22 protein-coding genes are annotated in these 23,875 nt (G+C 71.9%); 12 read left to right on the top strand and 10 right to left on the bottom strand.

Going from position 1 to position 23,875, the window contains the following annotated elements; translation table 11 throughout:
- The first annotated feature begins 44 nt into the window (after nt 1-44).
- Entirely contained in the window at nt 45-911 is an 867-nt protein-coding gene (ddaH, locus tag Sspor_RS22105) for a dimethylargininase (RefSeq protein WP_030008802.1), read from the top strand.
- Nucleotides 912-993: 82 nt separating this feature from the next.
- Here the strand turns inward: ddaH and Sspor_RS22110 are convergent, their stop codons facing one another.
- Entirely contained in the window at nt 994-1,305 is a 312-nt protein-coding gene (locus Sspor_RS22110; protein WP_202200691.1) for an ArsR/SmtB family transcription factor, read from the bottom strand.
- Between the two features lie 117 nt (nt 1,306-1,422).
- Here Sspor_RS22110 and Sspor_RS22115 point away from each other — a divergent pair, with 117 nt between their 5' ends.
- Nucleotides 1,423-2,991: an MFS transporter gene (locus Sspor_RS22115; RefSeq protein WP_202200692.1), complete on the top strand. Its 1,569-nt coding sequence runs from the start codon at nt 1,423-1,425 to the stop codon at nt 2,989-2,991.
- A gap of 41 nt (nt 2,992-3,032) precedes the next feature.
- On the opposite strand, the gene aroC is transcribed toward Sspor_RS22115, so the two are convergent.
- From aroC to Sspor_RS22145, 6 genes are all read right to left on the bottom strand, one after another.
- Nucleotides 3,033-4,235: a chorismate synthase gene (gene aroC, locus Sspor_RS22120; RefSeq protein WP_202200693.1), complete on the bottom strand. Its 1,203-nt coding sequence runs from the start codon at nt 4,233-4,235 to the stop codon at nt 3,033-3,035.
- Nucleotides 4,232-5,473, bottom strand: coding sequence for an FAD-dependent monooxygenase (locus tag Sspor_RS22125; RefSeq protein WP_202200694.1), 1,242 nt, complete (start codon nt 5,471-5,473; stop codon nt 4,232-4,234). The genes aroC and Sspor_RS22125 overlap by 4 nt, the downstream gene beginning before the upstream one ends.
- Nucleotides 5,470-6,753: a 3-phosphoshikimate 1-carboxyvinyltransferase gene (gene aroA, locus Sspor_RS22130; RefSeq protein ID WP_202200695.1), complete on the bottom strand. Its 1,284-nt coding sequence runs from the start codon at nt 6,751-6,753 to the stop codon at nt 5,470-5,472. The genes Sspor_RS22125 and aroA overlap by 4 nt, the downstream gene beginning before the upstream one ends.
- Nucleotides 6,754-6,763: 10 nt before the next feature.
- Nucleotides 6,764-8,659, bottom strand: a complete 1,896-nt coding sequence (locus Sspor_RS22135) for an anthranilate synthase family protein (RefSeq protein ID WP_202200696.1) — start codon at nt 8,657-8,659, stop codon at nt 6,764-6,766.
- A complete protein-coding gene (locus Sspor_RS22140; RefSeq protein ID WP_202200697.1) occupies nt 8,656-9,324 on the bottom strand; it encodes an isochorismatase family protein in 669 nt (222 codons plus the stop codon). Before Sspor_RS22140 ends, Sspor_RS22135 begins: the two co-directional genes overlap by 4 nt.
- Nucleotides 9,325-9,407: 83 nt before the next feature.
- The gene (locus Sspor_RS22145; RefSeq protein ID WP_202200698.1) at nt 9,408-10,580 is read right to left on the bottom strand and encodes a 3-deoxy-7-phosphoheptulonate synthase; all 1,173 of its coding nucleotides are present in this window, start codon (nt 10,578-10,580) and stop codon (nt 9,408-9,410) included.
- Between the two features lie 230 nt (nt 10,581-10,810).
- Between Sspor_RS22145 and Sspor_RS22150 the strand changes: the two genes are divergently transcribed.
- The 7 genes from Sspor_RS22150 to Sspor_RS22180 all read left to right on the top strand — a co-directional run bounded on the left by Sspor_RS22150 (nt 10,811) and on the right by Sspor_RS22180 (nt 16,172).
- A complete protein-coding gene (locus Sspor_RS22150) occupies nt 10,811-11,314 on the top strand; it encodes a PhzA/PhzB family protein (protein WP_272934842.1) in 504 nt (167 codons plus the stop codon).
- A gap of 1 nt (nt 11,315) precedes the next feature.
- The gene (locus tag Sspor_RS22155; protein ID WP_202200699.1) at nt 11,316-11,651 is read left to right on the top strand and encodes a hypothetical protein; all 336 of its coding nucleotides are present in this window, start codon (nt 11,316-11,318) and stop codon (nt 11,649-11,651) included.
- Between the two features lie 44 nt (nt 11,652-11,695).
- On the top strand, nt 11,696-12,529 hold the full coding sequence (locus Sspor_RS22160; protein ID WP_202200700.1) for a PhzF family phenazine biosynthesis protein: 834 nt from the start codon (nt 11,696-11,698) through the stop codon (nt 12,527-12,529).
- Nucleotides 12,530-12,539: 10 nt separating this feature from the next.
- Complete coding sequence (phzG, locus tag Sspor_RS22165) at nt 12,540-13,211, top strand: phenazine biosynthesis FMN-dependent oxidase PhzG (RefSeq protein WP_237403968.1); 672 nt, start codon at nt 12,540-12,542, stop codon at nt 13,209-13,211.
- A 14-nt stretch (nt 13,212-13,225) separates the two neighbouring features.
- Nucleotides 13,226-14,500, top strand: a complete 1,275-nt coding sequence (locus Sspor_RS22170) for a flavin-dependent oxidoreductase (RefSeq protein ID WP_202200702.1) — start codon at nt 13,226-13,228, stop codon at nt 14,498-14,500.
- Nucleotides 14,497-14,847: a nuclear transport factor 2 family protein gene (locus Sspor_RS22175; protein WP_202200703.1), complete on the top strand. Its 351-nt coding sequence runs from the start codon at nt 14,497-14,499 to the stop codon at nt 14,845-14,847. The genes Sspor_RS22170 and Sspor_RS22175 overlap by 4 nt, the downstream gene beginning before the upstream one ends.
- A 179-nt stretch (nt 14,848-15,026) precedes the next feature.
- The gene (locus Sspor_RS22180) at nt 15,027-16,172 is read left to right on the top strand and encodes an IS701 family transposase (RefSeq protein ID WP_202200704.1); all 1,146 of its coding nucleotides are present in this window, start codon (nt 15,027-15,029) and stop codon (nt 16,170-16,172) included.
- Here the strand turns inward: Sspor_RS22180 and Sspor_RS40675 are convergent.
- Together Sspor_RS40675 and Sspor_RS40680 are read right to left on the bottom strand one after the other, a co-directional pair.
- Nucleotides 16,148-16,957, bottom strand: coding sequence for a PucR family transcriptional regulator (locus Sspor_RS40675; RefSeq protein WP_237403969.1), 810 nt, complete (start codon nt 16,955-16,957; stop codon nt 16,148-16,150). The two genes, Sspor_RS22180 and Sspor_RS40675, sit on opposite strands and share 25 nt — an antisense overlap.
- On the bottom strand, nt 16,917-18,119 hold the full coding sequence (locus Sspor_RS40680; RefSeq protein WP_237403970.1) for a GAF domain-containing protein: 1,203 nt from the start codon (nt 18,117-18,119) through the stop codon (nt 16,917-16,919). The genes Sspor_RS40675 and Sspor_RS40680 overlap by 41 nt, the downstream gene beginning before the upstream one ends.
- Before the next feature lie 234 nt (nt 18,120-18,353).
- Here Sspor_RS40680 and Sspor_RS22190 point away from each other — a divergent pair, with 234 nt between their 5' ends.
- Nucleotides 18,354-19,082, top strand: coding sequence for a methyltransferase domain-containing protein (locus tag Sspor_RS22190; RefSeq protein ID WP_202200705.1), 729 nt, complete (start codon nt 18,354-18,356; stop codon nt 19,080-19,082).
- Between the two features lie 32 nt (nt 19,083-19,114).
- Nucleotides 19,115-21,271 carry an aminodeoxychorismate synthase component I gene (gene pabB / locus Sspor_RS22195; RefSeq protein ID WP_202203791.1) on the top strand — a complete coding sequence of 719 codons (2,157 nt, stop codon included), beginning with the start codon at nt 19,115-19,117 and terminating at the stop codon, nt 21,269-21,271.
- A gap of 55 nt (nt 21,272-21,326) precedes the next feature.
- Here pabB and Sspor_RS22200 read toward each other — a convergent pair whose 3' ends face one another.
- The gene (locus Sspor_RS22200; RefSeq protein ID WP_237403971.1) at nt 21,327-22,385 is read right to left on the bottom strand and encodes a helix-turn-helix transcriptional regulator; all 1,059 of its coding nucleotides are present in this window, start codon (nt 22,383-22,385) and stop codon (nt 21,327-21,329) included.
- Here Sspor_RS22200 and Sspor_RS22205 point away from each other — a divergent pair.
- A complete protein-coding gene (locus Sspor_RS22205; RefSeq protein WP_202200706.1) occupies nt 22,384-23,853 on the top strand; it encodes an MFS transporter in 1,470 nt (489 codons plus the stop codon). The two genes, Sspor_RS22200 and Sspor_RS22205, sit on opposite strands and share 2 nt — an antisense overlap.
- Nucleotides 23,854-23,875: the final 22 nt, after the last annotated feature.

A 23,875-nucleotide genomic window follows, 5' to 3' on the forward strand; every position in this document is an offset into this window, starting at 1 on the left:
CGGGCAGCCGGGCTTCCATCGAAACCCCATGAGAAGGAGCCCTCGTGCCGCTCACCGAGCCCATCACCCCCGCCGGCGCCCTCTACCGTTCCGAGAGCCCCACCCGGGTCGCCACGCGCCGACGTCTGCTGATGTGCCGACCCCGGCACTACGACGTCACGTACTCGATCAACCCGTGGATGAACCCGCAGCACGCCACGGACAACGCGCTCGCCGTCAGCCAGTGGGAGGGCCTGCGTGACCTGTACCTCGAACTCGGCCACGTGGTCGAGGAGATAGACCCGATCGAGGGCCTGCCCGACATGGTGTTCGCGGCCAACGGGGCCACCGTCGTCGACGGCAAGGTCTACGGGGCCCGGTTCCGGCACGCGGAGCGCACCGCCGAAGGGCCCGCGTACCTGCGGTGGCTGGAAGGCCGCGGCTACACGGACACGCTGTGGCCCGAGTTCGTCAACGAGGGCGAGGGGGACATCCTCACCGTCGGCCGCCGGCTGCTGGCCGGTACCGGCTTCCGCACGGACCCGCGGTCCCACGCGGAGGCGCAGGAGTTCTTCGGTCTCCCGGTCACCTCACTGACCCTGGTGAACCCGGAGTACTACCACCTGGACACGGCGCTCTCCGTGCTGTCCGAGGACGAGGTCATGTACTACCCGGCCGCCTTCTCCCAGGGCAGCCAGGCCGTGCTGCGCGCCATGTTCCCGACCGCGATCCTGGCCACCGCCGAGGACGCGGCCGTCTTCGGCCTCAACGCCTTCTCCGACGGCCGCCACGTGCTGCTGCCCGCCGCGGCCACCGGCCTGCACGCCAAGCTGCGGGCGCGCGGCTTCGAGCCGATCGGGGTCGAGCTCTCCGAGCTGCTCAAGGCCGGCGGCAGCGTCAAGTGCTGCACGCTGGAACTGCGCGACCGCTGACCGCGCCACGACCGCGCGGCTGCTCCGGCGGTGACGGGGACGGTTCCGGCCGAGATCCGGACCGGTCCCGTCCGCCGCCCGCTCAGCGGTCGGCGTCGATCAGGCCGAGCAGGCCGGGGAAGCGCAGGTCCAGGTCCGTGCGGCGCAGCGTGGCCGCCCGGCTGTTGCCCCGGTCCACCTGCCGTACCAGGCCGGCTTCGCGCAGGATCCGGAAGTGATGGGTGGTCGTCGACTTCGAGACCGGGAGGTTGAAGGAGGCGCAGGTGCGCGCCGTGCCCGCCGGTTCCCGCAGCAGCTCGCTCACGACGGCGTAGCGCAGGGGATCGGAGAGCGCGTTCAGCACGGTCAACAGGCTCATCTCGTCCGGCGAGGGGTGGCCGTCGTCATCGGGCATCGTGCCCTCCTCCCATAGGTACGGTTTGCATCATACCTCTCTCCTGTGTCAGCTTAAGGTTCGATCAAAACCGAACCTGGCCGTCAGCCGGCCGGGCCGAGCCTGGAGTTGTGCCCCATGAGTACGCAGACCACGTCGCCGACCGCGCCACCGTTACGGACGAAAGGGCGGCGGGACCGCACGGTGACCCTGGCCGCCGTGCTCCTCGCGGTGTTCGTCGTCCCGATGTCGATCTCCGGCACGGCCGTCGCCCTCCCCGGGATCGGCGCCGACACCCACGCCGGCCTCGCGCCGCTGCAATGGGTGGTGAACGCCTTCAACGTGGCCTTCGCCTGCTTCACCCTCGTCTGGGGTTCCGTCGCCGACATCGTCGGCCGGGCCAGGGCCTTCGCCGCCGGCGCCGGCGTCTACGCCGTGGCCTCGCTGGGCGGCGCGCTCGCCACCGACGTGCTGTGGCTGGACGCCACCCGCGCGCTCGCCGGGACCGGCGGCGCCGCGATCTTCTCCTGCGGCGCGGCGATCGTCGCCACCGTGTTCGACGGTCCGGGGCGCGCCAAGGCGTTCGCCCTGTTCGGCACCGTCGCGGGCGTCGGGGTGGCGGCCGGTCCCTCGCTGGCAGGCGCGCTCGTCCAAGGCCTCGGCTGGCGCTGGATGTTCGCGGCGCACGCGGTCGCCCTGCTCCTCGTGCTGCTGGCGGTGCCCGCCACTGCCAGGGCCGTACCGGACGACGGCGGCAGCGGGGCCCGCGTCGACGTACCGGGCAGCGCGCTGTTCGTCGTCGCCATGGTGCTGCTGACCACCGCCATCGTGCAGGGCTCGCAGTGGGGCTGGGCCGCGCCGGGCGTCCTCGGGCTGTTCGCGGGCGCGGTCGTGGTCCTCGCGGTCTTCGCCGCCGTCGAGAACCGCCGCGAACACCCCATGCTCGACCTGGGCCTGCTGCGCGACCGGCGCTTCGTCGGGCTCTGCCTGGTACCGGTCGCCGCGTCCTTCGGGTTCGTCACCATGCTCACGTACCTGCCGACCTACCTGACCGCGGCCACCGGCCGCGACAGCGGCGCCGCCGGCCTGATCATGCTGCTGCTCACCGCGCCCGTGCTGGTCTGCCCGCTGCTCGCCGCGAAGCTGGTCGCCCGCGGGGTCCCCGCGCTCACCCTCGTCCACGTGAGCCTCGCCTGCCTGGTCGTCGGCGACCTGACGCTCACCCTGTTCTCGCCCGGCGTGACCATCCTCGTCGTCGCCCTGCCGATGCTCGTCACCGGCGCCGGCATGGGCCTCTGCGCGGGACTCGTCGACGGCCAGGCGCTGGAGCTGATCGACCCCGCCCGGGCGGGTATGGCGGCCGGCTTCCTCAACACCCTGCGGCTCGGCAGCGAGGCCATCGCCGTGGCGGTCTACGGATCGGTCCTCGCGACCGTGCTCCGCACCCGCGTCGAGGACGGCATCGGCGGATACGCCGGCGCCGCGCGGGCTGACCGGGTCGCGGACCGGGCGGCGGGCGGGGACGTCGCCGGGGCCACCGAACTGGCCGGTGCGGTCGACACCGACGGCTTCGCCCGCTTCCTCGCCCAGTCCTACGACCACGCCTTCCACAGCGTCCTGTGCGCGATGGCGGCGGTCTGCGCCGTGCTGTGCGCCGTGATCGCCACCCTGCTGCGCGACGGCTCCGCCAGGAACGCCGCCGCCTGACCGGCGGGCCGGGCACCGGCGGGCCGGGCACCGGCGGGCGCCTACGGCCGCGGCGCGCCCAGCAGGGGGCGGACTGCGGCCTGGTAGGACCGGACGTTGCGGCGGGTCTCGGTGACGCTGTCGCCGCCGAACTTCTCCGCCACGGCGTCCGCCAGCACGAGGGCGACCATCGTCTCGGCGACGATGCCGGCCGCCGGGACCGCGCAGACGTCGGAGCGCTGGTGGTGCGCCCGGGCCGCCTCGCCCGTGGTGACGTCGACGGTCGCCAGGGCGCGCGGCACCGTCGCGATCGGCTTCATCGCCGCCCGTACGCGCAGCACCTCGCCCGTGGTGATCCCGCCCTCGGTGCCGCCGGAGCGGCCGGACGAACGGCGGATGCCGTCCCCGGACGGCACGATCTCGTCGTGCGCCTTCGAACCGGGCGTGCGGGCCAGCTCGAAGCCGTCGCCGACCTCGACCCCCTTGATGGCCTGGATGCCCATCAGCGCGCCCGCGAGCCGGGCGTCGAGACGGCGGTCCCAGTGGACGTGGGACCCGAGGCCGACCGGCACTCCGTAGGCGAGCACCTCCACCACGCCGCCCAGGGTGTCGCCGTCGCGGTGGGCCCGGTCGATCTCGGCGACCATCGCCTTCGACGCCTCCGCGTCCAGGCAGCGCACCGGGTCCGCGTCCAGCCTCGCCTCGTCGGCGGGGGTCGGCCGGACGCCGTACGGAGCTTTGGCGCAGGCGAGCTCGACGACGTGCGAGACGATCTCAATGCCGGCCGTCTCCCTGAGGTACGACCGCGCCACCGCTCCCAGCGCCACACGGGCCGCCGTCTCGCGGGCGCTCGCCCGCTCCAGGACGGGGCGCGCCTCGTCGAGTCCGTACTTCTGCATGCCCGCCAGGTCGGCGTGTCCGGGGCGGGGACGGGTCAGCGGGGCGTTGCGCGCCAGCTTCGCCAGTTCGGCGGGGTCGACCGGATCGGCCGCCATGACCTGCTCCCACTTCGGCCACTCGGTGTTGCCCACCAGTACGGCGACCGGTGAGCCCATCGTGAGGCCGTGCCGTACGCCCCCGAGGAAGGTGACCTCGTCCCGCTCGAACTTCATCCGCGCGCCGCGTCCGTGGCCCAGCCGCCGCCGGGCCAGCTGGTCCGCCACCATCTCCGTCGTGACCGGCACTCCGGCGGGCAGCCCCTCCAGCGTCGCCACCAGTGCGGGTCCGTGCGATTCCCCCGCGGTCAGCCAGCGCAGCCTGCTCAATTTCCTTCTCCTTCGACGGTGCCGGTGAAGTCGCGTGTGCCGTGCAGCCAGGCGACCTTGTCGTACAGCTCGTCCGCCGTCAGCGCCGCCAGCATCGCGTCGCGTGCCGCGGCCGCCTCGCCCGCCGGGTGGAAGAGCCGCGTGCCCAGTTCGCGGGCCACCAGCTGGGTCCTCGCCGTGCGATCGCGCCGCGTCGCCTCGTACCGCGCCAGGCGCCGGGGTGCTTCCCGTCCGTCGCAGTCGAGCAGTTCACCGAGCGCCGCGGCGTCCTCCAGCGTCATCGACACGCCTTGGACCGCGTACGGCAGCATCGGGTGGGCGGCGTTGCCGAGCAGCGCGACCCGGCCGTCGGTCCAGCGCTCGACGGGGTCGCGGTCGCAGAGCACCCACGTCCGCCACTCCTCGCCCAGCTCCAGCAGCGCGCGGGCCGAGCCGGCCAGCTCCGGGAATTCGTCCAGCACATGGGACTTGTCCAGCGGCAGCCCGACGGCGGCATCCGGCGCGCCGTGGTCGTGGGTGGCGCCCAGGTTCAGGTACGCCGCGCCGTCGGCCGTGCGGTGGACGAAGTGGACGACGTGCCAGCCGGGGCCCGCCCAGGCCGTCACGGCGGCGGGTGACAGCTCGGCCGGGAGGCGCTCCCGCGCGATGCCCGCGAGGGGGACGACCGAGTGGTAGATCGTGTGGCCGGAGACCCTGGGGTCGCCGTCGCCCACGAGCTGGCGGCGGACGGCGGAACGTATGCCGTCGGCGGCGATCAGCGCGGAACCGGTGAAGCGGCGGCCCGAGTCGGTGACGGCGGTGACCCGGTCCGGGGTCTGCTCGTACCAGGCGACCGGCTCGGCGGCGAGCAGCTCGACGCCGTCGGTCGCGCGGCACGCGTCCAGCAGCACCGCGTGGAGTTCACCGCGGTGCAGTACCGCGTACGGGTTGCCGAAGCGCTCCTGGTAGCGGCCGGTCAGGGGCATGCCGGCGATCCGGTCACCGGTCGTGGCGTCCATGAAACGCAGCTCGTCGACGAGGGCGGCCCGCCGGCGGACCGCCCGGACCAGCCGGTCCGACCCGATCCGGTCGAGTGCGTGGAAGGCGTTCGGTGACAGCTGCGTGCCCACGCCGGGCTCGGTGACTTCGGCCCGGCGCTCCAGGACGGTCACGCGATGCCCCCTGGCGGCGACGCCGAGCGCCGTCGCCAGGCCGCCGATGCCCGCGCCGACGACCAGTACGCGATCGGCGTCGCTCATGTCAGGGTCTCCTTGGGGAAGAGCCGGTTCAACTCGGCATGGAATCCGGGGAACGTCTTGCCCACGCACGCCGGATCGTCGAGGGTGAGGCGGCCCGGAGCGCGCAGCCCCAGCACCGAGAACGCCATCGCGATCCGGTGGTCCCGGTGGCAGGCGATCCGCGCCGGCCGGACCACCCCCGTCCCCGCGCCGGTTCCCGCTTCCGCTCCCGGGTGCACCGTGAGCCAGTCCCGGCCCGACTCCGTGGTCACCCCGCACGCGGCCAGGTTCCCCGCGACGGCGGCGATCCGGTCCGACTCCTTCAGCCGGGCGTGCCCGATGCCGCGGATGGTGACGGGCGCGTCGGCGAGCGGGGCGATCGCGGCCAGGGTCATGAACGTGTCCGAGATCGTGCCCATGTCGACCTCGAAGCCGCCGCGCAGGGGACCCGTTCCGGTGACCGTCGTCGAGTCCGCGCGGATCTCCACCCGCGCACCCGCCGTGCGCAGCGTCTCGACGAAACCGAGGTCCCCCTGAAGGCTGTCGTGGCCGAGCCCCGGGACGGTGACGCTGCGCCCGGTGACGGCCGCGGCCGCGAAGAAGTACGAGGCCGTGGAGGCGTCCGGCTCGATCACCAGGTCGGTGGCCGTGTAGCCGCCGCCCGCGGTCGTGATCACACCGGGCGCGTCTTCGTCGACGCGCGCGCCGAAGCGGCGCATCAGGGCGAGGGTCATGTCGATGTACGGCCGGCTGACCAGGTCCCGTACGGTCACGGTCAGCGGGTCGGACAGGAGGGGCGCCGCCATCAGCAGGCCGCTCAGGAACTGGCTGCTCAGCCCGCCGTCCACGGCCAGTTCGCCGCCGCGCAGGCCGTCGGCGTCCACCCGCAGCGGCAGCCCGCCGACCCCCTCGGTACGCACCTTCGCCCCGAGGCGGCCCAGCGCGTCGGCCAGCGGACGCAGCGGGCGGGCCCGCAGCTGTCCGGATCCGTCGAAGACGTAGGTGCCCCGGCCCGTCGCGGCGAACGGGGGCAGGAAACGGGCCGCCGTCCCGGCGTCGGCGCACCAGACACGGGCTCCGCCCGTCGGGCCGTGCCCCGCTCCGCTCACCTCCCAGGACGTCGCGTGCTCCGACACGCGGACGCCCAGGGCCGTCAGCGCGTCCCGGAAGGCCACCGTGTCCTCGCTGACCAGCGGGTCCTGGAGGGTACTGGTGCCGGGCGCCGCCGCGGCCAGCAGCAGGGCCCGGTTCGTGATGCTCTTGGACCCCGGAATCCGGGCCGTGAGCGGGGCGGCGCTCATCGGGCCCCGCTCAGGACGGCTGCAGGTCGCACGAGCGCACCACCCCTGTCAGCAGATCTGCGACGATCCGTACACCGTCCTCGGTGAGCACCGACTCGGCGTGGAACTGCATCGACGCGAAGCCGCGGCCGCGCAGCGCGTGGACCTCGCCGGTCGCCGTGTCCCGGCTGACCTCGACGGCGCCCAGGTCCGCGTGGCTGAATTCGTCCTCGTGGCACCGGGCGGCGAACGTGTTGTAGAAGCCCACCCGTTCACGCGCTCCGAAGAGGTCGATCTCCTTCGCCACGCCCTGGTTGGGCACCTCCCGGCGGCCGAGATCGAGACCGATCAGCGTGGACAGGACCTGATGACTCAGGCAGACGGCCAGGAACGGCCGCCGCTCGTCGAGCAGTTGGGAGATCGCCGCCCGGAGATGGGCGATCTTCGGGCTGCCGGTGTCGCGCGGATCTCCGGGCCCCGGTCCCATGACGACCAGATCGTGCTGGTCGAAGTCGTACGGCTCGTCGAAGCGGCTGACCGTGACCCGCAGCCCCATGGCCATCAGCTGGTGGCCGATCATCGAGGTGAAGGTGTCCTCGGCGTCGACGATCAGCACGCTGCGCCCGGCGAGTTCGGTCACCGTGTCGGACCGCTCCCCGGACTCCCTCAGCCAGAAGCCGGCGATGCTGTCGTTGCGCCGCTCCAGCGCCTCGCGGACCTGGGCGTGCCCGCCGAACCGGCCGGTGCCGCCCGCCTCCAGCGCGGACAGGAGCCCCGCCGCCTTCACCCGGGTCTCGGCGACCTCGCTCATCGGGTCGGAGTGGCGGACCAGCGTCGCGCCGACGCCGATGCTCAGCCGGCCGGCGTCGCTGATGTCGGTGGTGCGGATGAGGATGGCGGAGTCCATGGTGCGGCCGCCGTTCTCGTCCCGGCCGATCAGCGCCATGACGCCGCTGTAGTAGCCGCGGCCCTCCGGCTCGTACCGGTTGATCACCTTGCAGGCGCTCTCCAGCGGGCTGCCCGTGACGGTCGGCGCGAACATCGTCTCGCGCAGGATCTCCCGTACGTCGTGGGACGTCCTGCCCTCGATGAAGTACTCGGTGTGCGCGAGCCGGGCCATCTCCTTGAGGAAGGGGCCGACGACCCGCCCGCCCGTCTCGCAGATCCGGGCCATCATCTTGAGCTCTTCGTCCACCACCATGTAGAGCTCGTCCGCCTCCTTCCGGTCCGCCAGGAAGGCCATCACGCCCGGCAGGTCGGGTCCGGCGGCGGGGTAGCGGTACGTACCGCTGATGGGGTTCATCACGGCCGTGCCGCCGTGCACACTGACGTGCCGCTCGGGGCTGGCACCGACGAAGGTGCGGCCCGCGACGCGGACGAGGAAGGTCCAGTACGCGCCCGACTCGCGCTCGAGCAGCCGGCGGAAGAACGACAGGGCGCTGCGCGGTGTGTAGTCGCTGATGTCCGCGACGAACGAACGCTTGATGACGAAGTTCGCCCCCTCGCCGTTGCCGATCTCCCGCTCGATGACGTCCCGCACGATCGCGGCGTACGCGTCGTCGTCCACGTCGAAACGGCCACCGGACAGGGTGACCGGCTCGTCGGGCAGCCGCCGCAGGGCGTCGCCGAGCAGCACGGTGCCCTGCTCGGCGACGGTCATGGTGATCAGCGGTTCGCCGTCGTCCGTATGGGCGAAGCCCCGTTCGGAGATCTGGCGGTACGGAATCACGGCGAGCACCTCGTGGCGCCCGGCGGCGCCTTCGGCGGGCGGCGCGTCCGCGACCGGGATGTCGGCGAGCGTCGCCACCGTGGAGACCTCCCCGAGCAGGACTTCGAGCACCTCCCGGCCGGTGGTCTCGGGCCGGTGGAGCAAGGCGTACGCGGCGGACGGTGCTGCGAGCACCCGGCCCAGCAGGTCCTCGGTCATCGGCCGCCGTCCGTGGCCGGGGTGGACGAGGTGAGGCCGGCCAGCACCGACTTGGCGGTGGTGACCACCGCGCAGCGCTGCGCCGCGTAGTCGAGCGCCATGTGGTGGTACTCCTGCGAGAAGTCGGCCACCGCGTCCGCGACCAGGAACGGCTGGATGTCGTTGGTGAAGGCCTCGACCGCCGACATCAGGATGCCCACGTGGGCGTACACGCCACAGACGATCAGCTGGTCACGGCCGTGCGCGCGCATCCGCTCCAGCAGGTCCGACTTGAAGAAGGCGCTGTACCGCCATTTGGTGAACACCCAGTCGGACGGCCCCGGTTCGAGCTCGTCGACCACCTTGCGGTCCTCGGCGGACACCTTCATCCCCGGACCCCAGAAGTCCTTCAGCAGACCGCGCTCGGCGTCGGTCATACCGCCGGGCTGGGCGGTGTAGGCGATCGGGACACCGAGCGCGGAACACTGCTCGCGCAGCAGTGCGGCGTTGCGCACCAGCTCGTTGCCGGGGGACTGGTCCTGCGGGAACGGCCGCAGGAAGTAGCGCTGCATGTCGTGGACGAGCAGCACCGCTCGGTCCGGGTCGACCGTCCACTGTGCCGTGTTGGCCGGAAGGTCGCCCTCGGAAGGCATCGGGTAAGGGTCGATGGGCGGGATTCCCCCCATGGCTGTCCTTTCGCTCGGTGTCCGCCGGATGGGTGCGGACGTACGGGACGGCTGTGCGGTGCGGCGTACGGGTACCGGACCCGTCAGCCGAGCCAGGCCGAGGCCACCGACATCGCCTGGCCCGGGTTCAGACGCGGGTCGCAGAAGCTCGTGTACTTGTCGCCGAGGCGGTGCATCCGGTCCACGTCGGTGACGCACTCGGTGACCTCGTCGGGAGTGGTCTCCAGGTGGATGCCGCCGGCCACGCCGCCCGCCGCGGTGACCGCGCGCTGGAATTCGACGACCTCCCGCACGACGGTCTTCACGAGCCGCGTCTTGAGCCCTTCGGGGCCGGTGACGGTGTTGCCGTGCATGGGGTCGGTCAGCCAGACGACCGGGTGGCCGGCCGCGCGGACCACCTCGACCAGGGCGGGCAGACGCTCGCCCACCAGGTCGGCGCCCATGCGGGCGATCAGGGTGAGACGGCCGGGCGTACGCTCCGGGTCGAGCTTCTCGCACAGTGCCAGCAGCTCACCCGCCGTCATCCCGGGGCCGACCTTGCAGGCCACCGGGTTGGCCACGGAGGCGAGCAGCGCGACGTGCGCGCCGTCCACCTGGCGGGTGCGCTCGCCGATCCACGGCCAGTGGGTGGAGGTGAGCAGCAGCCGTCCGTCGGGCTGCGGGCGCGTCATCGCCAGTTCGTAGTCCAGCAGCAGCGCCTCGTGGCTGGTCCACACCGGGGTGTCGGGCCGGGTGCGCCGGTCCTCGCGTCCCCAGCCGAGGAAGTCGAGCACGCGGCGGGAGGAGGCGTAGCCCGTCAGCATCCGGGTCGGGTCGGGCCTGCGCAGCTCGGGGTCGGGCTCGGGGGCGTTGACCATGTGGCCGCGGTAGACCGGGAGTTCCACGCCGCCGACGGTCTCGGTGGGGTTGGATCTCGGCTTGCCGTACTGCCCGGCCATCCGGCCGACCCGCAGGACCGGCTTGTGCGAGCTCATCTTCATGATGCCCGCCAGCGCCTCCAGCAGGCCCGCCTTGCGGGCGACGTCGCTCTGGTTGCTCTCGGCCCAGTCCTCGGCGCAGTCGCCGGACTGGATGATCTGTACCCGGCCGGCGGCGGCCTCGGCGAGGCGCGCGCGGAGCGCGTCGGTGTCGGCGGCGTCGACGAGCGGGGGTGCGGAAGCGAGTTCCTCCCTTACCCGGGCGAGTTCCGCGTGGCCTTCCCAGTCCGGCTGCTGAACCGCGGGCAACGAGCGGAGGGATGCGTGGACATTGTTCACCTGATACCTCCCGTGGTGGATTGATGCCGTGATCGCGCCCCGACTCTTACGGACCCGGTGGAGGGTCCGGAAACCTCACCCGCGTACTCCGTCAAATGCCGCCGCATTCTCGTCCCGACTTGACGGAGTTCTGCTTTCGGCGTTGCGGAACGCGGGCGTCCCGAAGAGAGTCCAGCCGTGCGGCGGCCCCCCGGGACATGCCGCGGATCAGTCCCCAGAGGTGTCCAGACATGTGGAGGTCAGTGATGTTCGAGGCCGCGCGACCGCAGGCATTCGCCGACGATGCGGAACTCCGGCGCAACAACCGGGCGATCGTCGAGCAGTACATGAACACTCGTGGTCAGGACCGCCTTGAGCGCCACCTGCTGTTCACCGAGGACGGCAGCGGCGGGCTGTGGACCACCGACACCGGGGAGCCGATCGTCATCCGCGGCCGGGACACCCTCGCGCAGCACGCGGTGTGGTCGCTGAAGTGCTTCCCCGACTGGGTCTGGACGAACATCGAGATCTACGAGACGCAGGACCCGAACCGTTTCTGGGTGGAATGCGACGGCGAAGGGAAGATCCTCTTCCCCGGCTACCCCGAGGGCCACTACAAGAACCACTTCATCCACGCCTTCGAGTTCGAGAACGGGAAGATCAAGCAGGAGCGGGAGTTCATGAATCCCAATCAGCAGCTGCGCGCTCTCGGAATTCCCGTACCGTCGGTGAAGCGCGAGGGAATTCCGACCTGACATGAAGGCCGACATTGCCTGGTGGGACCTGGGGGAATCCCCGGAGACGATCGAGTCCCTGCGCGAGCACCTGCGGGACGGCGGCGTGGACCCCTGGTCGGACGTACCCGGGCTGCGCCTGAAGTTCTGGATGGCCGACGCGGACAACAACCGCTGGGGAGCCGTCATGGTGTGGGAGACCGGTCCCCCCACGGACCGGCCGCTGCCGCCCAATCGCGCGGCCGAGCTGATCGGCTTTCCGCCCACGCACCGGACGCGCTTCGACATCGAGGCCACCGTCGAGGGCATTCACTCCCTTCCGGTACTGAACCGCCTCGGCCCGGCATTCACCCAGTGACGCCGGCCCGGCAGACCCGTCGCACGACCTCTTCAGGAGAACCCATGCACGACTACATGGTGGTCGACGCCTTCGCCCGAAAGCCGCTCGAAGGAAATCCGGTGGCCGTCTTCTTCGACACCGCCGACCTCACGGGCGAGCGGATGCAGCAGATGGCCCGCGAGATGAACCTCTCCGAGTGCACCTTCGTCCTCCCGGCGGAGCAGGGCGGCGACGCGCGCATCCGGATCTTCACCCCGGTCAACGAGCTGCCGTTCGCCGGTCATCCCATGCTCGGCACCGCGGTCGCCCTCGGCGTGACCATGAAGCGGAACGAGCTGCGCCTGGAGACCGCCATGGGCGTCATCCCCTTCGAGCTGTCCGACGAGGGCGGGGCCACCGCCGTACGGATGCAGCAGCCCGTTCCCACCTGGGAGCCGTACGAGCACAGCGAGGAGCTGCTGTCCGCGCTCGGCGTCGAGGAGACCGTCACCCCGGTCGTCGCCTACCGCAACGGCCCCCGCCACGTCTTCGTCGGCCTGGAGAGCGTCGAGGCGCTCTCCGCCCTGCACCCGGACCACCGCGCTCTGTCCGCGTTCCCGGACATGGCCGCCAACTGCTTCGCCGGGGCGGGTACGCACTGGCGCACCCGGATGTTCTCGCCGGCGTACGGCGTGGTCGAGGACGCGGCGACCGGTTCGGCGGCGGGCCCGCTCGCGATCCACCTGGCCCGGCACGGGCTCGCCTCGTACGGCCAGGAACTGGAGATCCTCCAGGGGGTCGAGATGGGCCGCCCCTCCCTGATGCGCGCGATCGCGGAGGGCGAGGGCGAGACCGTCACCTCGGCGCACGTCGGCGGCCATGGCGCCGTCGTCGCCCGCGGCACCATCTACGTTTAGAGAGGCTCCCGTGAGCACGATCACCAGCACCAGCACCCCTGGCAACAGCAGCAAGTTCGAGTCCCTCAGCGGCGAGACCGACCTCGACTTCCCCGAGTACGACAACCCGGCGGCCGACCCGGTCGAGCTGCTGCGGACCTGGCTCACCCAGGCCGGCGACCGCGGCGTCCGCGAACCGCGGGCCCTCGCGCTGGCCACCGCCGACGCCCGGGGCCGCGCCTCCACCCGCATCATCGCGATCACCGCGGTGACCGACCGCGGCCTGGTCTTCATGAGCCACACCAGCAGCCAGAAGGGCCGCGAGATAGCCGAGACGGGCTGGGCCTCGGGCCTGCTCTACTGGCGGGAGACCGCCCAGCAGATCAGCATCAGCGGCGAGGTCGAGCAGCTCGGCGACGCCGAGTCCGACGCCCTCTGGTACGGGCGCCCGGTTCCCATGCACGCGATGTCGACGGCCGCCCACCAGAGTGAGCCGCTGGACGACGTGGCGGCGCTGCGGGAGGCGGCCACCCGCCTCGAAGCGGCCGGTACGCCGCTGCCGCGCCCGGAACGCTTCGTCGGCTACCTGCTGGTTCCCTCGGCCATCGAGTTCTGGGCGGCGAGCTCCGACCGGCTGCACCGCAGGCTCCGCTACGACCGGCTCGCCGATCGGAGCTGGAGCCCGAGCCGGCTCCAGCCGTGAAGGGGACGGGCCCCATGCACGTGCTGGTCAGCGGGGGCGGGATAGGTGGTCTCACCACCGCCCTGGCCCTCCACGCAGCGGGCATCCGCGCGACGGTACTGGAGCGGACCCGCGAGATCCGGCCACTCGGCGTGGGAATCAACCTCCAGCCGCACGCGGTCCGCGAGCTCACGGAACTGGGCTTCGCCGACGAACTCGCCGCCATCGGCGTGGCCACCGCGGAGATGGTCTGGGTCGACCGCTCCGGCAACCGCCTGCACCACGAGGACCGCGGCACCGCCCGCGGCTACCACTGGCCGCAGTACTCGGTCCACCGCGGTGAGCTGCAGATGATGCTGCTCGCCGCGGTACGCGAGCGGCTCGGCCCCGAAGCGGTCCGCACCGGAACGGTCTTCGAGGGCGTACGGCAGAGCTCCGACGGGGTACGGGTGCGCGCCACCGTCCGGGAGACCGGTGAGGCGGTGGACATCGCCGGGGACCTGCTCGTCGGTGCGGACGGCCTGCACTCGGCGGTGCGCGCCGGGCTCCACCCGGACGAAGGACCGCTGCGCTGGTCGGGGACCATGATGTGGCGCGGGGTCACCGAGACCGACGCGTTCCTGACCGGCCGCACCATGATCCACGCCGATGCCGGCCGGGGCGCCCGGCTGATCGCCTACCCGATCCGCCCGCACGCGGCGGGGCAGGGGCGCTCGCTGACCAACTGGGTCTGCATGGTCTCCGTCGCCGACCCCGGCCCGCTCGACGAGGCCGCCGGCTGGAACCGGGCCGGCCGGCTCGACGACGTACTGCCCCACTTCGCCGACTGGGAGATCGACTGGCTCGACGTGCCCGGGATGCTGACCGGCGGCGGGGACGTCCTGGAGTACCCGATGGTCGACCGCGACCCGCTGCCGAGCTGGGGCGACGGGCGGGTAACCCTCCTCGGCGACGCCGCGCACCCGATGTACCCGGTCGGTGCGAACGGCGCCTCGCAGGCGATCGTCGACGCACGCGTCCTGGCGTACGAACTGGCGGCACAGGAGGATCCGGTCGCCGCGCTGCGTACCTACGAGGACAAGCGCCGGGCCGCCACCAGCGCCGTCGTGCTCGCGAACCGGCGGATGGACCGGTCGAAACCCAAGAACGCCAAGAACCCCGACGACCCGGCCGGCCGGAACGACGCGCCGGCCGAGGGGATCTACACCAAGATCGCCAACACGTACCGGAACTCCGCCGGGGACGATGTGGCCGAACTCAACGCGCGTGCCTCGCTGCACCCGCCGATCCGCAAGGGAGCACCGGCATGACATTCGGGACCGAGCCCACGGACGTGACCGCGACGTACTACGCGGCCTGGAAGGTCAAGGACTTCGACACCCTGCGCTCGGTGCTCGCCGAGACCGTGGATTTCGTCGGCCCGTACGGCAGCGCCACCAGCGCCGACGAATTCCGCGCGAAGATCGAGGTGGCCTCGGAGATCAACACCGACATCGTCGTCAAGAAGGTCTTCAGCGACGGACCCGACGTGCTCACCTGGTTCGAGATGCACACCAGCGTCGCCGAGCCGGTCCAGGTGGCCACGTGGAGCCATGTCGTGGACGGCAAGATCGCCCGCCAGCGGGTGGCCTTCGATCCGCGCCCGATCACCGGCTAGGCCGGCTCTTCCGGGCCGCGGTCCCGTGTGACCGGACAATCACCGGGTGCCGGAAGCTAGTGGCCGGTGCACCTCGTCCCCGATGCCCCGGTGCCGTCAGGCTTCTGAGGACAGCTCAGAAGAGCTGCCGGGACAGTGCATGGAGGGGGAGTTCTGTGAGCGTCCACGCTGACGGAATCATGTCTGTACGAGAACTGCGGCGCGGAGCGGTGGCGGTCGGATCCGAACGGGAACAGGTGCTCCAGGAGCTGAGCACCGCCCTGTTCGCCTCGCTCCCCCGCAGGGATCAGCGGCGCAAAGGGGAGCAGTACGTGCGCGGCCTGCTGGCCGCACAGGGCCGCAGGTCCATCAGGAACGTCGCGGTCTGCCTCGGCGACCCGACGCTGGAGCAGAGTCTGCACCACTTCATCTGCAACTCGACCTGGGACTGGATGCCGGTGCGCGAGGCGCTCGCGGACTGGCTCCGCCAGGCGATCGGACCGCAGGCCTGGGTGGTGCGGCAGATGTCGATACCGAAGTCCGGCCGGCATTCGGTGGGCGTCGGCCGCGGCCTCGACCTCCATCGGGACCAGCCCTTCCACGGGCAGCAGGCGTTCGGGGTGTGGGCCGCCTCCGAGCAGGCCAGTTCACCGGTGAACTGGCGGCTGCTGCTGGAGGAGGCGCAGGGCGAGACGCAGGAGGAGTGCGCGGCCGCCGCGGCCCTCGACTTCTCCCGCCTCTACGACGCCTCCCGCCGGCCCGTCGTGCTCGACACACCCACCCGGGACCCGGAGTCCGTGATCCGGCGCTTCAACGACGCCGGAGTGCCCGTGCTCGTACGCGTCCAGGGCACCGCGCAGCTCACGGTCCGTGAAGCGGCCCTGCCCGGGTACGGCCAGGGTGCGCACTCGGCCCAGCGGATCGCCGACTCGGTCAGGGGATTGCGCAGGCCCACCGGATGGCTCGACCCGACGGCGCCCTCCGGCGTACGGCACGTACCCGCCGCGAAGGTGCGCGTGGGACTGCCGGGAAGGGAAGAGGGCCTGGCGCGCGGGCTCGTACTCGTCGGGGAGTGGGAGAGCCCCAGGCGTCCCGCCACCCGGCTGTGGCTCACCAACATGGCCGAGGTGCCCGCGTCGGCGCTGCTGCGTCTGGCGAAGCTCACCGACCGGGTGGGGCAGGACCTGTCGGGTTTCGGGGACCGGGCCGGGCTGCGGGACTTCGAGGGGAGGTCCCTGCGGGGGTGGCACTGCCACATCACTCTGGCGTCCGCCGCGCACGCCGTGGAGGTGCTGACGGCGAGCCGCCGTGACGGCGAGCGCTACTTCCCCGGAATCCCGGCCTGAGCGTGTGACTGGCGCTGGCGCCGCAGGATGTCCCGGGCCCGCAGCAGCCGCAGCGCGAGCTGCACCTCGACCGCACGGCCGGGCTTCTGCCAGCCCGCGCCGAGGAGTTCGTCGATCCGCTTCAGCCGGCGCGCGACCGTGTTGGGGTGGACGTGCAGTTCCTTGGCCGCTCCGGTCGGGCTGCTGCCGGAGGCGAAGTAGGCCTCGACGGTCCGGACGAGGCCGGTCGTGCCCCCGGCGTCGTGGTCGAGCACGGGGCCGATGGCCGAGGAGACGAATCCGTCGACGTCGTGGTCGTTGGAGAGCAGCAGACCGAGGAATCCGAGGTCGCCCATCGACGCGGCGCTGCCCGCGCCGTCCAGGGCGATCAGGGCGTCGAGGCAGCGCAGTGACTCCTGGTACACCTTGGCGACCGAGGCGAGCCCGAGGGCGGGGCCGGACGCGCCGACCGTGACGGGCCGCCCCAGCAGGGGCGCCAGTTCCTCGGAGACGGCCCTGGCGGCGGCCGAGGCGTCCGAGCCCGGCAGCAGCAGCACGACGCAGCCGCCCTGGACCGTCTTGAGCCCGGAGTGCCGGTAGGCGTAGGAAGAGGCCCACAGGACGGCCCTGCCGTGCTCGCCGCCTTCCGGGCGGGCCAGTACGACGACGTACGAACCCTCCGGATCGATGCCCAACTGCGAGGCCCTGCGCATGAGTTGGCGCGGGGCTCGCAGCGGGGCGACGAGCAGGTCGTCGAAGAGCTCGTCACGGACCGGACCCGCGGCCACCGCCGCACTGCGCTGCACCACCAGCAGCAGCGCGACGGCCTGCCCGACGAAGCCGAAGAACCGCTCGGCCTCGGGGCCCGGCGGCTGCGTGACCTTGAGCAGGACGACCCCGAGGTATTCGGCGCCGGCCGTGACGGGAGTCGCCCACAGGTTCTCGGAGAGCGCGCTCGGACCGCGGAAGGCACGCGCCTCCAGCGCCGCCCGGCCGGTCAGCGCCTCCTTGAAGAGAGCCTCCGTCCCGGCGGGATCCGCGGCGTCCGAGCCCGTGGACGCCAGGATCTGCCCCTTGCGGGTCGCCCACCGCGAGCGCCCCGCCCAGCGCGTCGGCCGCCGCCTTCACGATGTCGTACAGGTCGCCGCCGTCGAGGACCTGGGCGATCAGCCGGGACTGGACCTCGTTGAGGTAGGCCATCCGCGCGATGGTGCCGCGCGCCTCGAAACCCGCCGACTCCAGTTCGGCGATCTCGGTCCGCGTACGGTCGAGGAGCCTGGCCTTCTCCAGCGCGACCGACGCGAAGTCCGCCAGGGAGCGCATCACGCTGATCTCGTCGGGCGTGAAATGGCGTACGACCCGGTCCGCGCCGTACAACGCGCCGATGGGTGCGCTGCCCTGGAAGATCGGCACCGCCATGATGGCGTGCAGACCCTCCGCGCGGACGACCTCGTCCACCCCCTCGCCGTGCGGTATCCGGTCGTCGTTGAGGTAGTCCGAAGTCCAGAAGGGCGCACCCTTGTCCTGCGCCATCTCGCCGAGCCCGCGGCGCTCCTCCACGACGAGGCCGACGTTGAGCGCGGTCGTGTCACCGTCCGAGCTGTGGATGTACGAGCCGCCCGCGGACCTGCGCAGGCTGATGTAGGCCATGTCGAAGCCGAGCAGCCGGCGGGCCCTGCTGGTGATGACCTTCAGCAGGGTGTCGGGGTCGTACCGCGTGGTCATGTCGTGGACCGTGTCCACCAGGGCGGCCATGACCACCTCCCGCTGCCGGCGCTGGTTCGCGGAGGCGTGGATGCCCATCGCCAGCTGGGTCGCCCGCTCCAGCTCGGCGAGCTGATCCGGTGGCAGGTTCTGCCGGCGGCCGCGTTGCAGCAGGTCCTGGAAATGGCCTGGTGGCGACTCCTGCGCGAGCAGTTCCAGCACTGCCAGCGCCGGGGCGTCGGTCAGCGCCTCGTCCTTAGCCATGATGCTCCCCCGTGCTCTCGGCCTCGCTCGCCACGGTCATCGAACGTACGTTTCTCCCTAAGGCGGGTCAAGTTGCTGACCTGCGGATTGCCACGGCGAGTGTGGCCTCGGCATCACTTTCATGGTGGCCGGTGTTGTCATGCCACCTTCCGTGTACCGACGGACTCGGGTAACGATTTACGGAGGGCGTCGGTGGTGACCGGCGCCCATCAGTGTGTAACGGGGGCGGGCACGATGACCGAAATCACAAAAATCAAGGACTACATGCGGTCACTGGAGCGGAGCCGGGCAGCGCTTTCGCGCACGGACCGGCCACGCACCTTTCCCATGGCGGGCCGCGAGTGGGATCTGCTGGACGGCGTGTTCGCGCCGCCGTTCTCGGCGTCGACCGGGGCGGCCATGGAGCTGCTCGGCCTCACCGGGCCGACGGCGAAACCCTGGAGCGGCTCGTTCCTGGAGATCGGGTGCGGCACCGGCATCGTCGCCGTGTCCGCCGCGCTGGCGGGCAGCGACCGCGTGACCGCCGCCGACATCAGCGAAGCGGCCGTACGGAACACCGCGATGAACGCGGCGCGGCACGGGGTGGCCGACCGTCTGAGGACGGTGCACAGCGACCTGTTCGACGAACTCGGAGCAGGTCAGGCGGCAGGTGAGCGCTTCGACACCATCTTCTGGCACTCCAATTTCGTACTGGCTCCGCCCGGCTACCGCTACACGACGGTCCACGAGCGCGCCTATGTGGACCCGGGCTACCGCGCTCACCGCCGCTTCCTCGCCGAAGCCCCCGCGCACGTGGCCGACGGGGGCGCGGTCCTGCTGCACTTCAGCGACCGCGGGGACATCCCGGCGCTGCACGCGATCGCCGAGGAGTGCGGTCGGGAGCTGCGGGTGCTGCGCAGCCGCCGCGTCCGTGAGGGCGAGGAGACCGTCGAGCACATTCTCTTCGAAATCACCGTCCGCTGATTACCCGAGAACCCGTGATGGCGAAAGAACCCGTGCGAACCCTGCTGATAGACAACTACGACTCTTTCACGTTCAACCTTTTCCACTACCTCGCCGAGGTGAGCGGGTCCGAGCCGGTGGTGATACGGAACGACGATCCCGCCTGGGACCCGTCCCGGCTCGCGGAATTCGACAATGTGGTGCTGTCTCCCGGGCCCGGAAATCCGGCCCGCCCCGCCGATTTCGGAATCTGTGCGGAAATCATCGAAAGAACGGACATACCCCTGCTGGGCGTGTGCCTCGGGCACCAGGGAGTGGCACTGCTGCACGGCGGCACGGTCGCACGCGCCCCGGAGCCGCGGCACGGCCGCACCTCACCCGTACTCCACGACGGCACCGGTCTGTTCCTGGACGTCCCCTCGCCCTTCGAGGTGGTGCGCTACCACTCGCTGACGGTGACGGACCTGCCCGACGAGCTGGAAGCCACCGCGTGGACGCCCGACGGCGTGCTGATGGGGCTGCGGCACCGGCACCGGCCGGTCTGGGGGCTCCAGTTCCACCCCGAGTCGATCCTCACGCAGCACGGACACACGCTCCTCGCCAACTTCACCGACCTGAGCCGACGCTGGCATGCGGAACGGGGCTCGGGCACGTCGCGTACGCCCCTGCCCGCCACCGTGACGCGTACGCAGGACGTCCCGCAGGACGTCCCCCCTCAGCTGCCCGCGGAGCACGGGATGCGGCAGCTGCGCGTCCTGGTGGAGAGCACGCCGACCGGCTGGGCGGACGAGGCCGCGTTCCACCGGCTCTTCGGGGCGAGCGAGAACGCGTTCTGGCTGGACAGCAGCAAGACCGACACCGACCGGGGCCGGTTCTCCTTCATGGGCGACGCGGCGGGCCCGCTCGCGCGGGTGGCCAAGGCCGATGTGTGGAGTCACACCGTCACCGTGCGCTCGGCCACCGGGTCGGAGATCATCACCGGTGACTTCCTCGACTGGCTCGACCGCGACCTGAAGGAGATGCGCACCGAACTGCCCGTCCTGCCCTTCGACTTCACACTGGGCTGGGTCGGCTACCTCGGATACGAACTGAAGGCGCAGTGCGGCGCCGACGCGGCCCATCAGGCGGAAGACGCCGACGCCACCATGGTGTTCGCCGACCGCGCGGTGGTCCTGGACCACGCCACGGGCACCACCTGTCTGCTGGCCCTGGCCGAGGACGGCGACGAGGCCCCGGCCCGTGCCTGGCTCCGTACCGCCGCACAGGCCCTGGAGTCGATCGCGGGCGAGCCCGCCACCGAACCGCGGGGCGTGCCCGCTTCACCCGCCGGAATCCGGCTGCGGCACGACCGCGACGCCTATCTGCGGCTGATCGCCGCCTGCCAGGAGGAGATCGCCGCGGGCGAGTCGTACGAGATCTGCCTCACCAACCTCGCCGAGGCCGAAACGGACCTGGACCCCTGGGACGCGTACCGCGCGCTGCGCCGCTTCAGCCCGGCTCCGTATGCCGCTCTGCTGCGCTTCGGGGAGCTGTCCGTCCTCAGCACCTCGCCCGAGCGCTTCCTGCACGTCTCCGCCGGCGGCACCGCCTCGTCCAAGCCCATCAAGGGCACCCGGCCGCGCGGCGCGACCCCGCAGCAGGACGCGCGGATCGTCGCGGACCTGCGCGCGGACGAGAAGGACCGGGCGGAGAACCTGATGATCGTCGACCTGGTGCGCAACGACCTCGGCCGCCATGCCGAGCCCGGGTCGGTCGAGGTCACGGGCCTGTTCGACGTCGAGACGTACGCGACCGTGCACCAGCTGGTCAGTACGGTACGGGCCAGGCTGCGCCCGGACCGCAGCGCCGTGGACTGTGTGCGGGCCGCGTTCCCCGCGGGTTCGATGACGGGCGCCCCGAAGCTCCGCACCCTGCAGATCATCGACCGCCTGGAGGCCGGACCGCGCGGGGTCTACTCGGGTGCCGTCGGGTACTTCTCGCTGTCCGGCTCCGCGGACCTGAGCGTCGCGATCCGTACGACGGTGCTCACCCCCGGCCGGGTCCGCTACGGGGTCGGTGGAGCGATCGTCGCGCTGTCGGACGCGGCGGCGGAGTTCGAGGAGACGGCGGTCAAGTCGGCTCCGCTGCTGATGCTCACCGGCGCCGGATTCCCCGGCCGCTACGAGACGCCGCAGCGCAGCCGGAGCGGCGGGGCCGCGCGCGGGCAGTGAGCCGGCGGTGAGCGCGCGGTAGGCGGGCCCCCGGGCAGGTCGCCGGGCGGGCCGGTCAGTGAGCGGAGCTCCGGCCGGCCCCACCGGTGCGGGCACCCCGCCGCAGCAGCTCGGCGGGGCCCAGCTCCTGGTAGCGGCCGACGAGCAGACCGAGCAGCCGCTGCGACCGCGCGTCGTCGGGTGTGTAGATCCACATCTTGGTGTCCGGGGTGGAGGCCATCGCGAACCCGGTCGCGATCACGCTGATCTCGTCCCCGTCGACGGTCCAGAACGACTTGCGCCGGGTGACGGACGAGGCGACCTCGTGCCTGGCCCAGATCTCGGCGAAACGCCCGTTCGTCTCGGAGAACTGCCGGATGAACCCGGTCCAGTGCGGGTCCCCCAGGCGACGGCCGGACTCGGCCCGCAACTGGGCCACCATGAAGGAGACTTCGCGCTCCCACTCGACGAGCGGCTGCAGATGCTCCTCGGCGGTGAACAGATGCCACAGCACATTGCGGTCGGCCGCCGGCAGCAGCGCGAGGCCCGGGTCGAGCGCCGCGTACGCGTCGTTGAAGGCGAGCACGTCGTAGCGGGCGGTCACGATGGTCGCCGGAAGCGGGATCAGGGCGTCGAGGATGGTCTGGTGCTCCGGCGGCTGGGGCTGCGTCGCCGACACGTCGAGGGGTACGCCGGGGATGTCCGCGAGCCGGTAGAGGTGGTCCCGCTCGGTCCGGTCGAGCCGCAGCGTCCGGGCGATCGCGTCGAGCACCTGGACGCTGGGGTTGATACGGCGCCCCTGCTCCAGCCAGGTGTACCAGGCGACCCCGACGCCGGAGAGCTGGGCGACCTCCTCACGGCGCAGCCCGGGCGTACGCCGCCTGGTGCCGCGCGAGATGCCCGCGTCCTCCGGGGTGGTGCGCTCCCGGCGCAGCCGGAGGAAGGCGCCCAGTTCCGTGCGCCGTTGGGCCTCGCTGCTCGCGGAACCGCTGGTGGGACCGTTCGCGGGGTCGGTGTCGTCGGGCATCACCACCCCAGTGTGCGGGACGGCCGCACGGCGCAGCCAGATACCCCCGGTACCGGGATAACTGGATATCTGGTACCCCCATGCGGCTGCCGGGATCATCGCCGTCATGAGTGAGACGACACAGAACCGGGCTGACACACCCCCGTCTCAGGGGAGCGCACCACCGGCCCCCGACCCCGCCGCACAGAAGCGCCGGAACAACCGCATGCTGGTCGTCATGCTGGGCGCGGTCTTCATGGCCCTGCTCGACTCGACCATCGTCAACGTCGCGACACCGACCATCCGGACCGACCTCGGTACCACCGGCTCGTCGCTGCAGCTCATCGTCTCCGGCTACACCATCGCCTACGCCACGCTGCTGGTGACCGGCTCCCGGCTCGGCGCCCGCAACGGCTTCCGGACCGTGTTCCTGTTCGGACTCGTCACCTTCACCGTGGCCTCCCTCGCCTGTGGTCTGGCACCCGGCTCCGTGACCCTGATCGGCGCACGCGTGGTGCAGGGCGTCGGCGCGGCGGCGATGATGCCGCAGATCTACAGCCTGATCCAGCTGAACTTCGAAGGGGCGGCGCGGGCCCGGGCCCTGAGCCTGTACGCGGCGGTCATCGGCCTCGGCGTCGTGATCGGGCAGGTCGCCGGTGGCCTGCTGGTCAGCGCGGACCTCTTCGGCACCGGCTGGCGTCCGGTGTTCCTGATCAACGTGCCGGTGGGTGTGGTGCTGGTGATCGCCGGACTGCGCCTGCTGCCGCAGGGCAAGCCCCCCAAGCCCAAGGGCCTGGACATCCCCGGTCTGATCACGCTGACCGCGGCGCTGCTGCTCCTGGTCGTGCCGCTCGTCATGGGCCACGAGCAGAACTGGCCGCTGTGGATGCAGGTCTCCCTGGTCGCCTCGGTTCCCGCGCTCGTGGTGTTCGCCCTCGTCGAGCGTGCGGTCGCGCGCCGCGGCGGAGCGCCGCTGGTGCCCGGCCGGGTGCTGAAGACGCCCGGTCTGGTGTCGGGCGCGTCCGCGAACTTCTTCGCGATGGCCGGGTACGCGGGCTTCCTCTTCGCCTTCTCGCAGCACATGCAGTCGGGGCTCGGCGAGTCAGCGACCCGTACCGGCCTGACGTTCGCACCGCTCGCCATCGGCGTCGCCACCGGCAGTCTCACCTGGCAGAAGGTGCCCGAGCGGCTGCACCGGCCGATGATCGCCACCGCGTGCGTGGTCACCGCCGTCGGCTACGTGGCCATCGGCTTCGACATGCGCTCGGGCGGCCACGGAGGCCTCGCGCTCCCGGCCCTGCAGCTGGTCGTCGGCATCGGGATGGGCTACATCACCAGCCCCTTGCTCACCGTGGCACTGGCCCAGGTCAAGCCCGCCGACGCGGCGGACGCGAGTGGCGTGATGACCACCGCGGCGCAGATCGCGCAGGTCCTCGGCGTCGCGGCGTACGGCAGCGTGTACCTCGGCACGGCCGACGGCCAGGGGGCCGACTCCTCGGCGCACGCCATCTTCGTGACCGCGCTGCTCGTCACGGCCGGCGCCCTGCTCAGCGCCCTGGCGGCCCTGCGGCTGCCCCGCAAGCGGCAGACGGCCTGAGCCCGAGCCCGTCGCGCCCGAC

This window comes from Streptomyces spororaveus, assembly GCF_016755875.1.
Classification (GTDB): domain Bacteria; phylum Actinomycetota; class Actinomycetes; order Streptomycetales; family Streptomycetaceae; genus Streptomyces; species Streptomyces spororaveus.

Excerpts from the sequence above, each read along its gene's own strand:
- Sspor_RS22140 (WP_202200697.1), bottom strand. The coding sequence starts at position 9,324 with ATGGGGGGAATCCCGCCCATCGACCCTTACCCGATGCCTTCCGAGGGC.
- aroA (WP_202200695.1), bottom strand. The coding sequence starts at position 6,753 with ATGAGCGCCGCCCCGCTCACGGCCCGGATTCCGGGGTCCAAGAGCATC.
- Sspor_RS22160 (WP_202200700.1), top strand. The coding sequence starts at position 11,696 with ATGCACGACTACATGGTGGTCGACGCCTTCGCCCGAAAGCCGCTCGAA.
- Sspor_RS22115 (WP_202200692.1), top strand. The coding sequence starts at position 1,423 with ATGAGTACGCAGACCACGTCGCCGACCGCGCCACCGTTACGGACGAAA.
- Sspor_RS22205 (WP_202200706.1), top strand. The coding sequence starts at position 22,384 with ATGAGTGAGACGACACAGAACCGGGCTGACACACCCCCGTCTCAGGGG.
- Sspor_RS22170 (WP_202200702.1), top strand. The coding sequence starts at position 13,226 with ATGCACGTGCTGGTCAGCGGGGGCGGGATAGGTGGTCTCACCACCGCC.
- Sspor_RS22180 (WP_202200704.1), top strand. The coding sequence starts at position 15,027 with ATGTCTGTACGAGAACTGCGGCGCGGAGCGGTGGCGGTCGGATCCGAA.
- Sspor_RS22150 (WP_272934842.1), top strand. The coding sequence starts at position 10,811 with ATGTGGAGGTCAGTGATGTTCGAGGCCGCGCGACCGCAGGCATTCGCC.
- Sspor_RS22125 (WP_202200694.1), bottom strand. The coding sequence starts at position 5,473 with ATGAGCGACGCCGATCGCGTACTGGTCGTCGGCGCGGGCATCGGCGGC.
- Sspor_RS22200 (WP_237403971.1), bottom strand. The coding sequence starts at position 22,385 with ATGACGGCGATGATCCCGGCAGCCGCATGGGGGTACCAGATATCCAGT.
- Sspor_RS22135 (WP_202200696.1), bottom strand. The coding sequence starts at position 8,659 with ATGACCGAGGACCTGCTGGGCCGGGTGCTCGCAGCACCGTCCGCCGCG.
- Sspor_RS22190 (WP_202200705.1), top strand. The coding sequence starts at position 18,354 with ATGACCGAAATCACAAAAATCAAGGACTACATGCGGTCACTGGAGCGG.
- Sspor_RS22175 (WP_202200703.1), top strand. The coding sequence starts at position 14,497 with ATGACATTCGGGACCGAGCCCACGGACGTGACCGCGACGTACTACGCG.
- Sspor_RS22110 (WP_202200691.1), bottom strand. The coding sequence starts at position 1,305 with ATGCCCGATGACGACGGCCACCCCTCGCCGGACGAGATGAGCCTGTTG.
- Sspor_RS22155 (WP_202200699.1), top strand. The coding sequence starts at position 11,316 with ATGAAGGCCGACATTGCCTGGTGGGACCTGGGGGAATCCCCGGAGACG.
- Sspor_RS40680 (WP_237403970.1), bottom strand. The coding sequence starts at position 18,119 with ATGGCTAAGGACGAGGCGCTGACCGACGCCCCGGCGCTGGCAGTGCTG.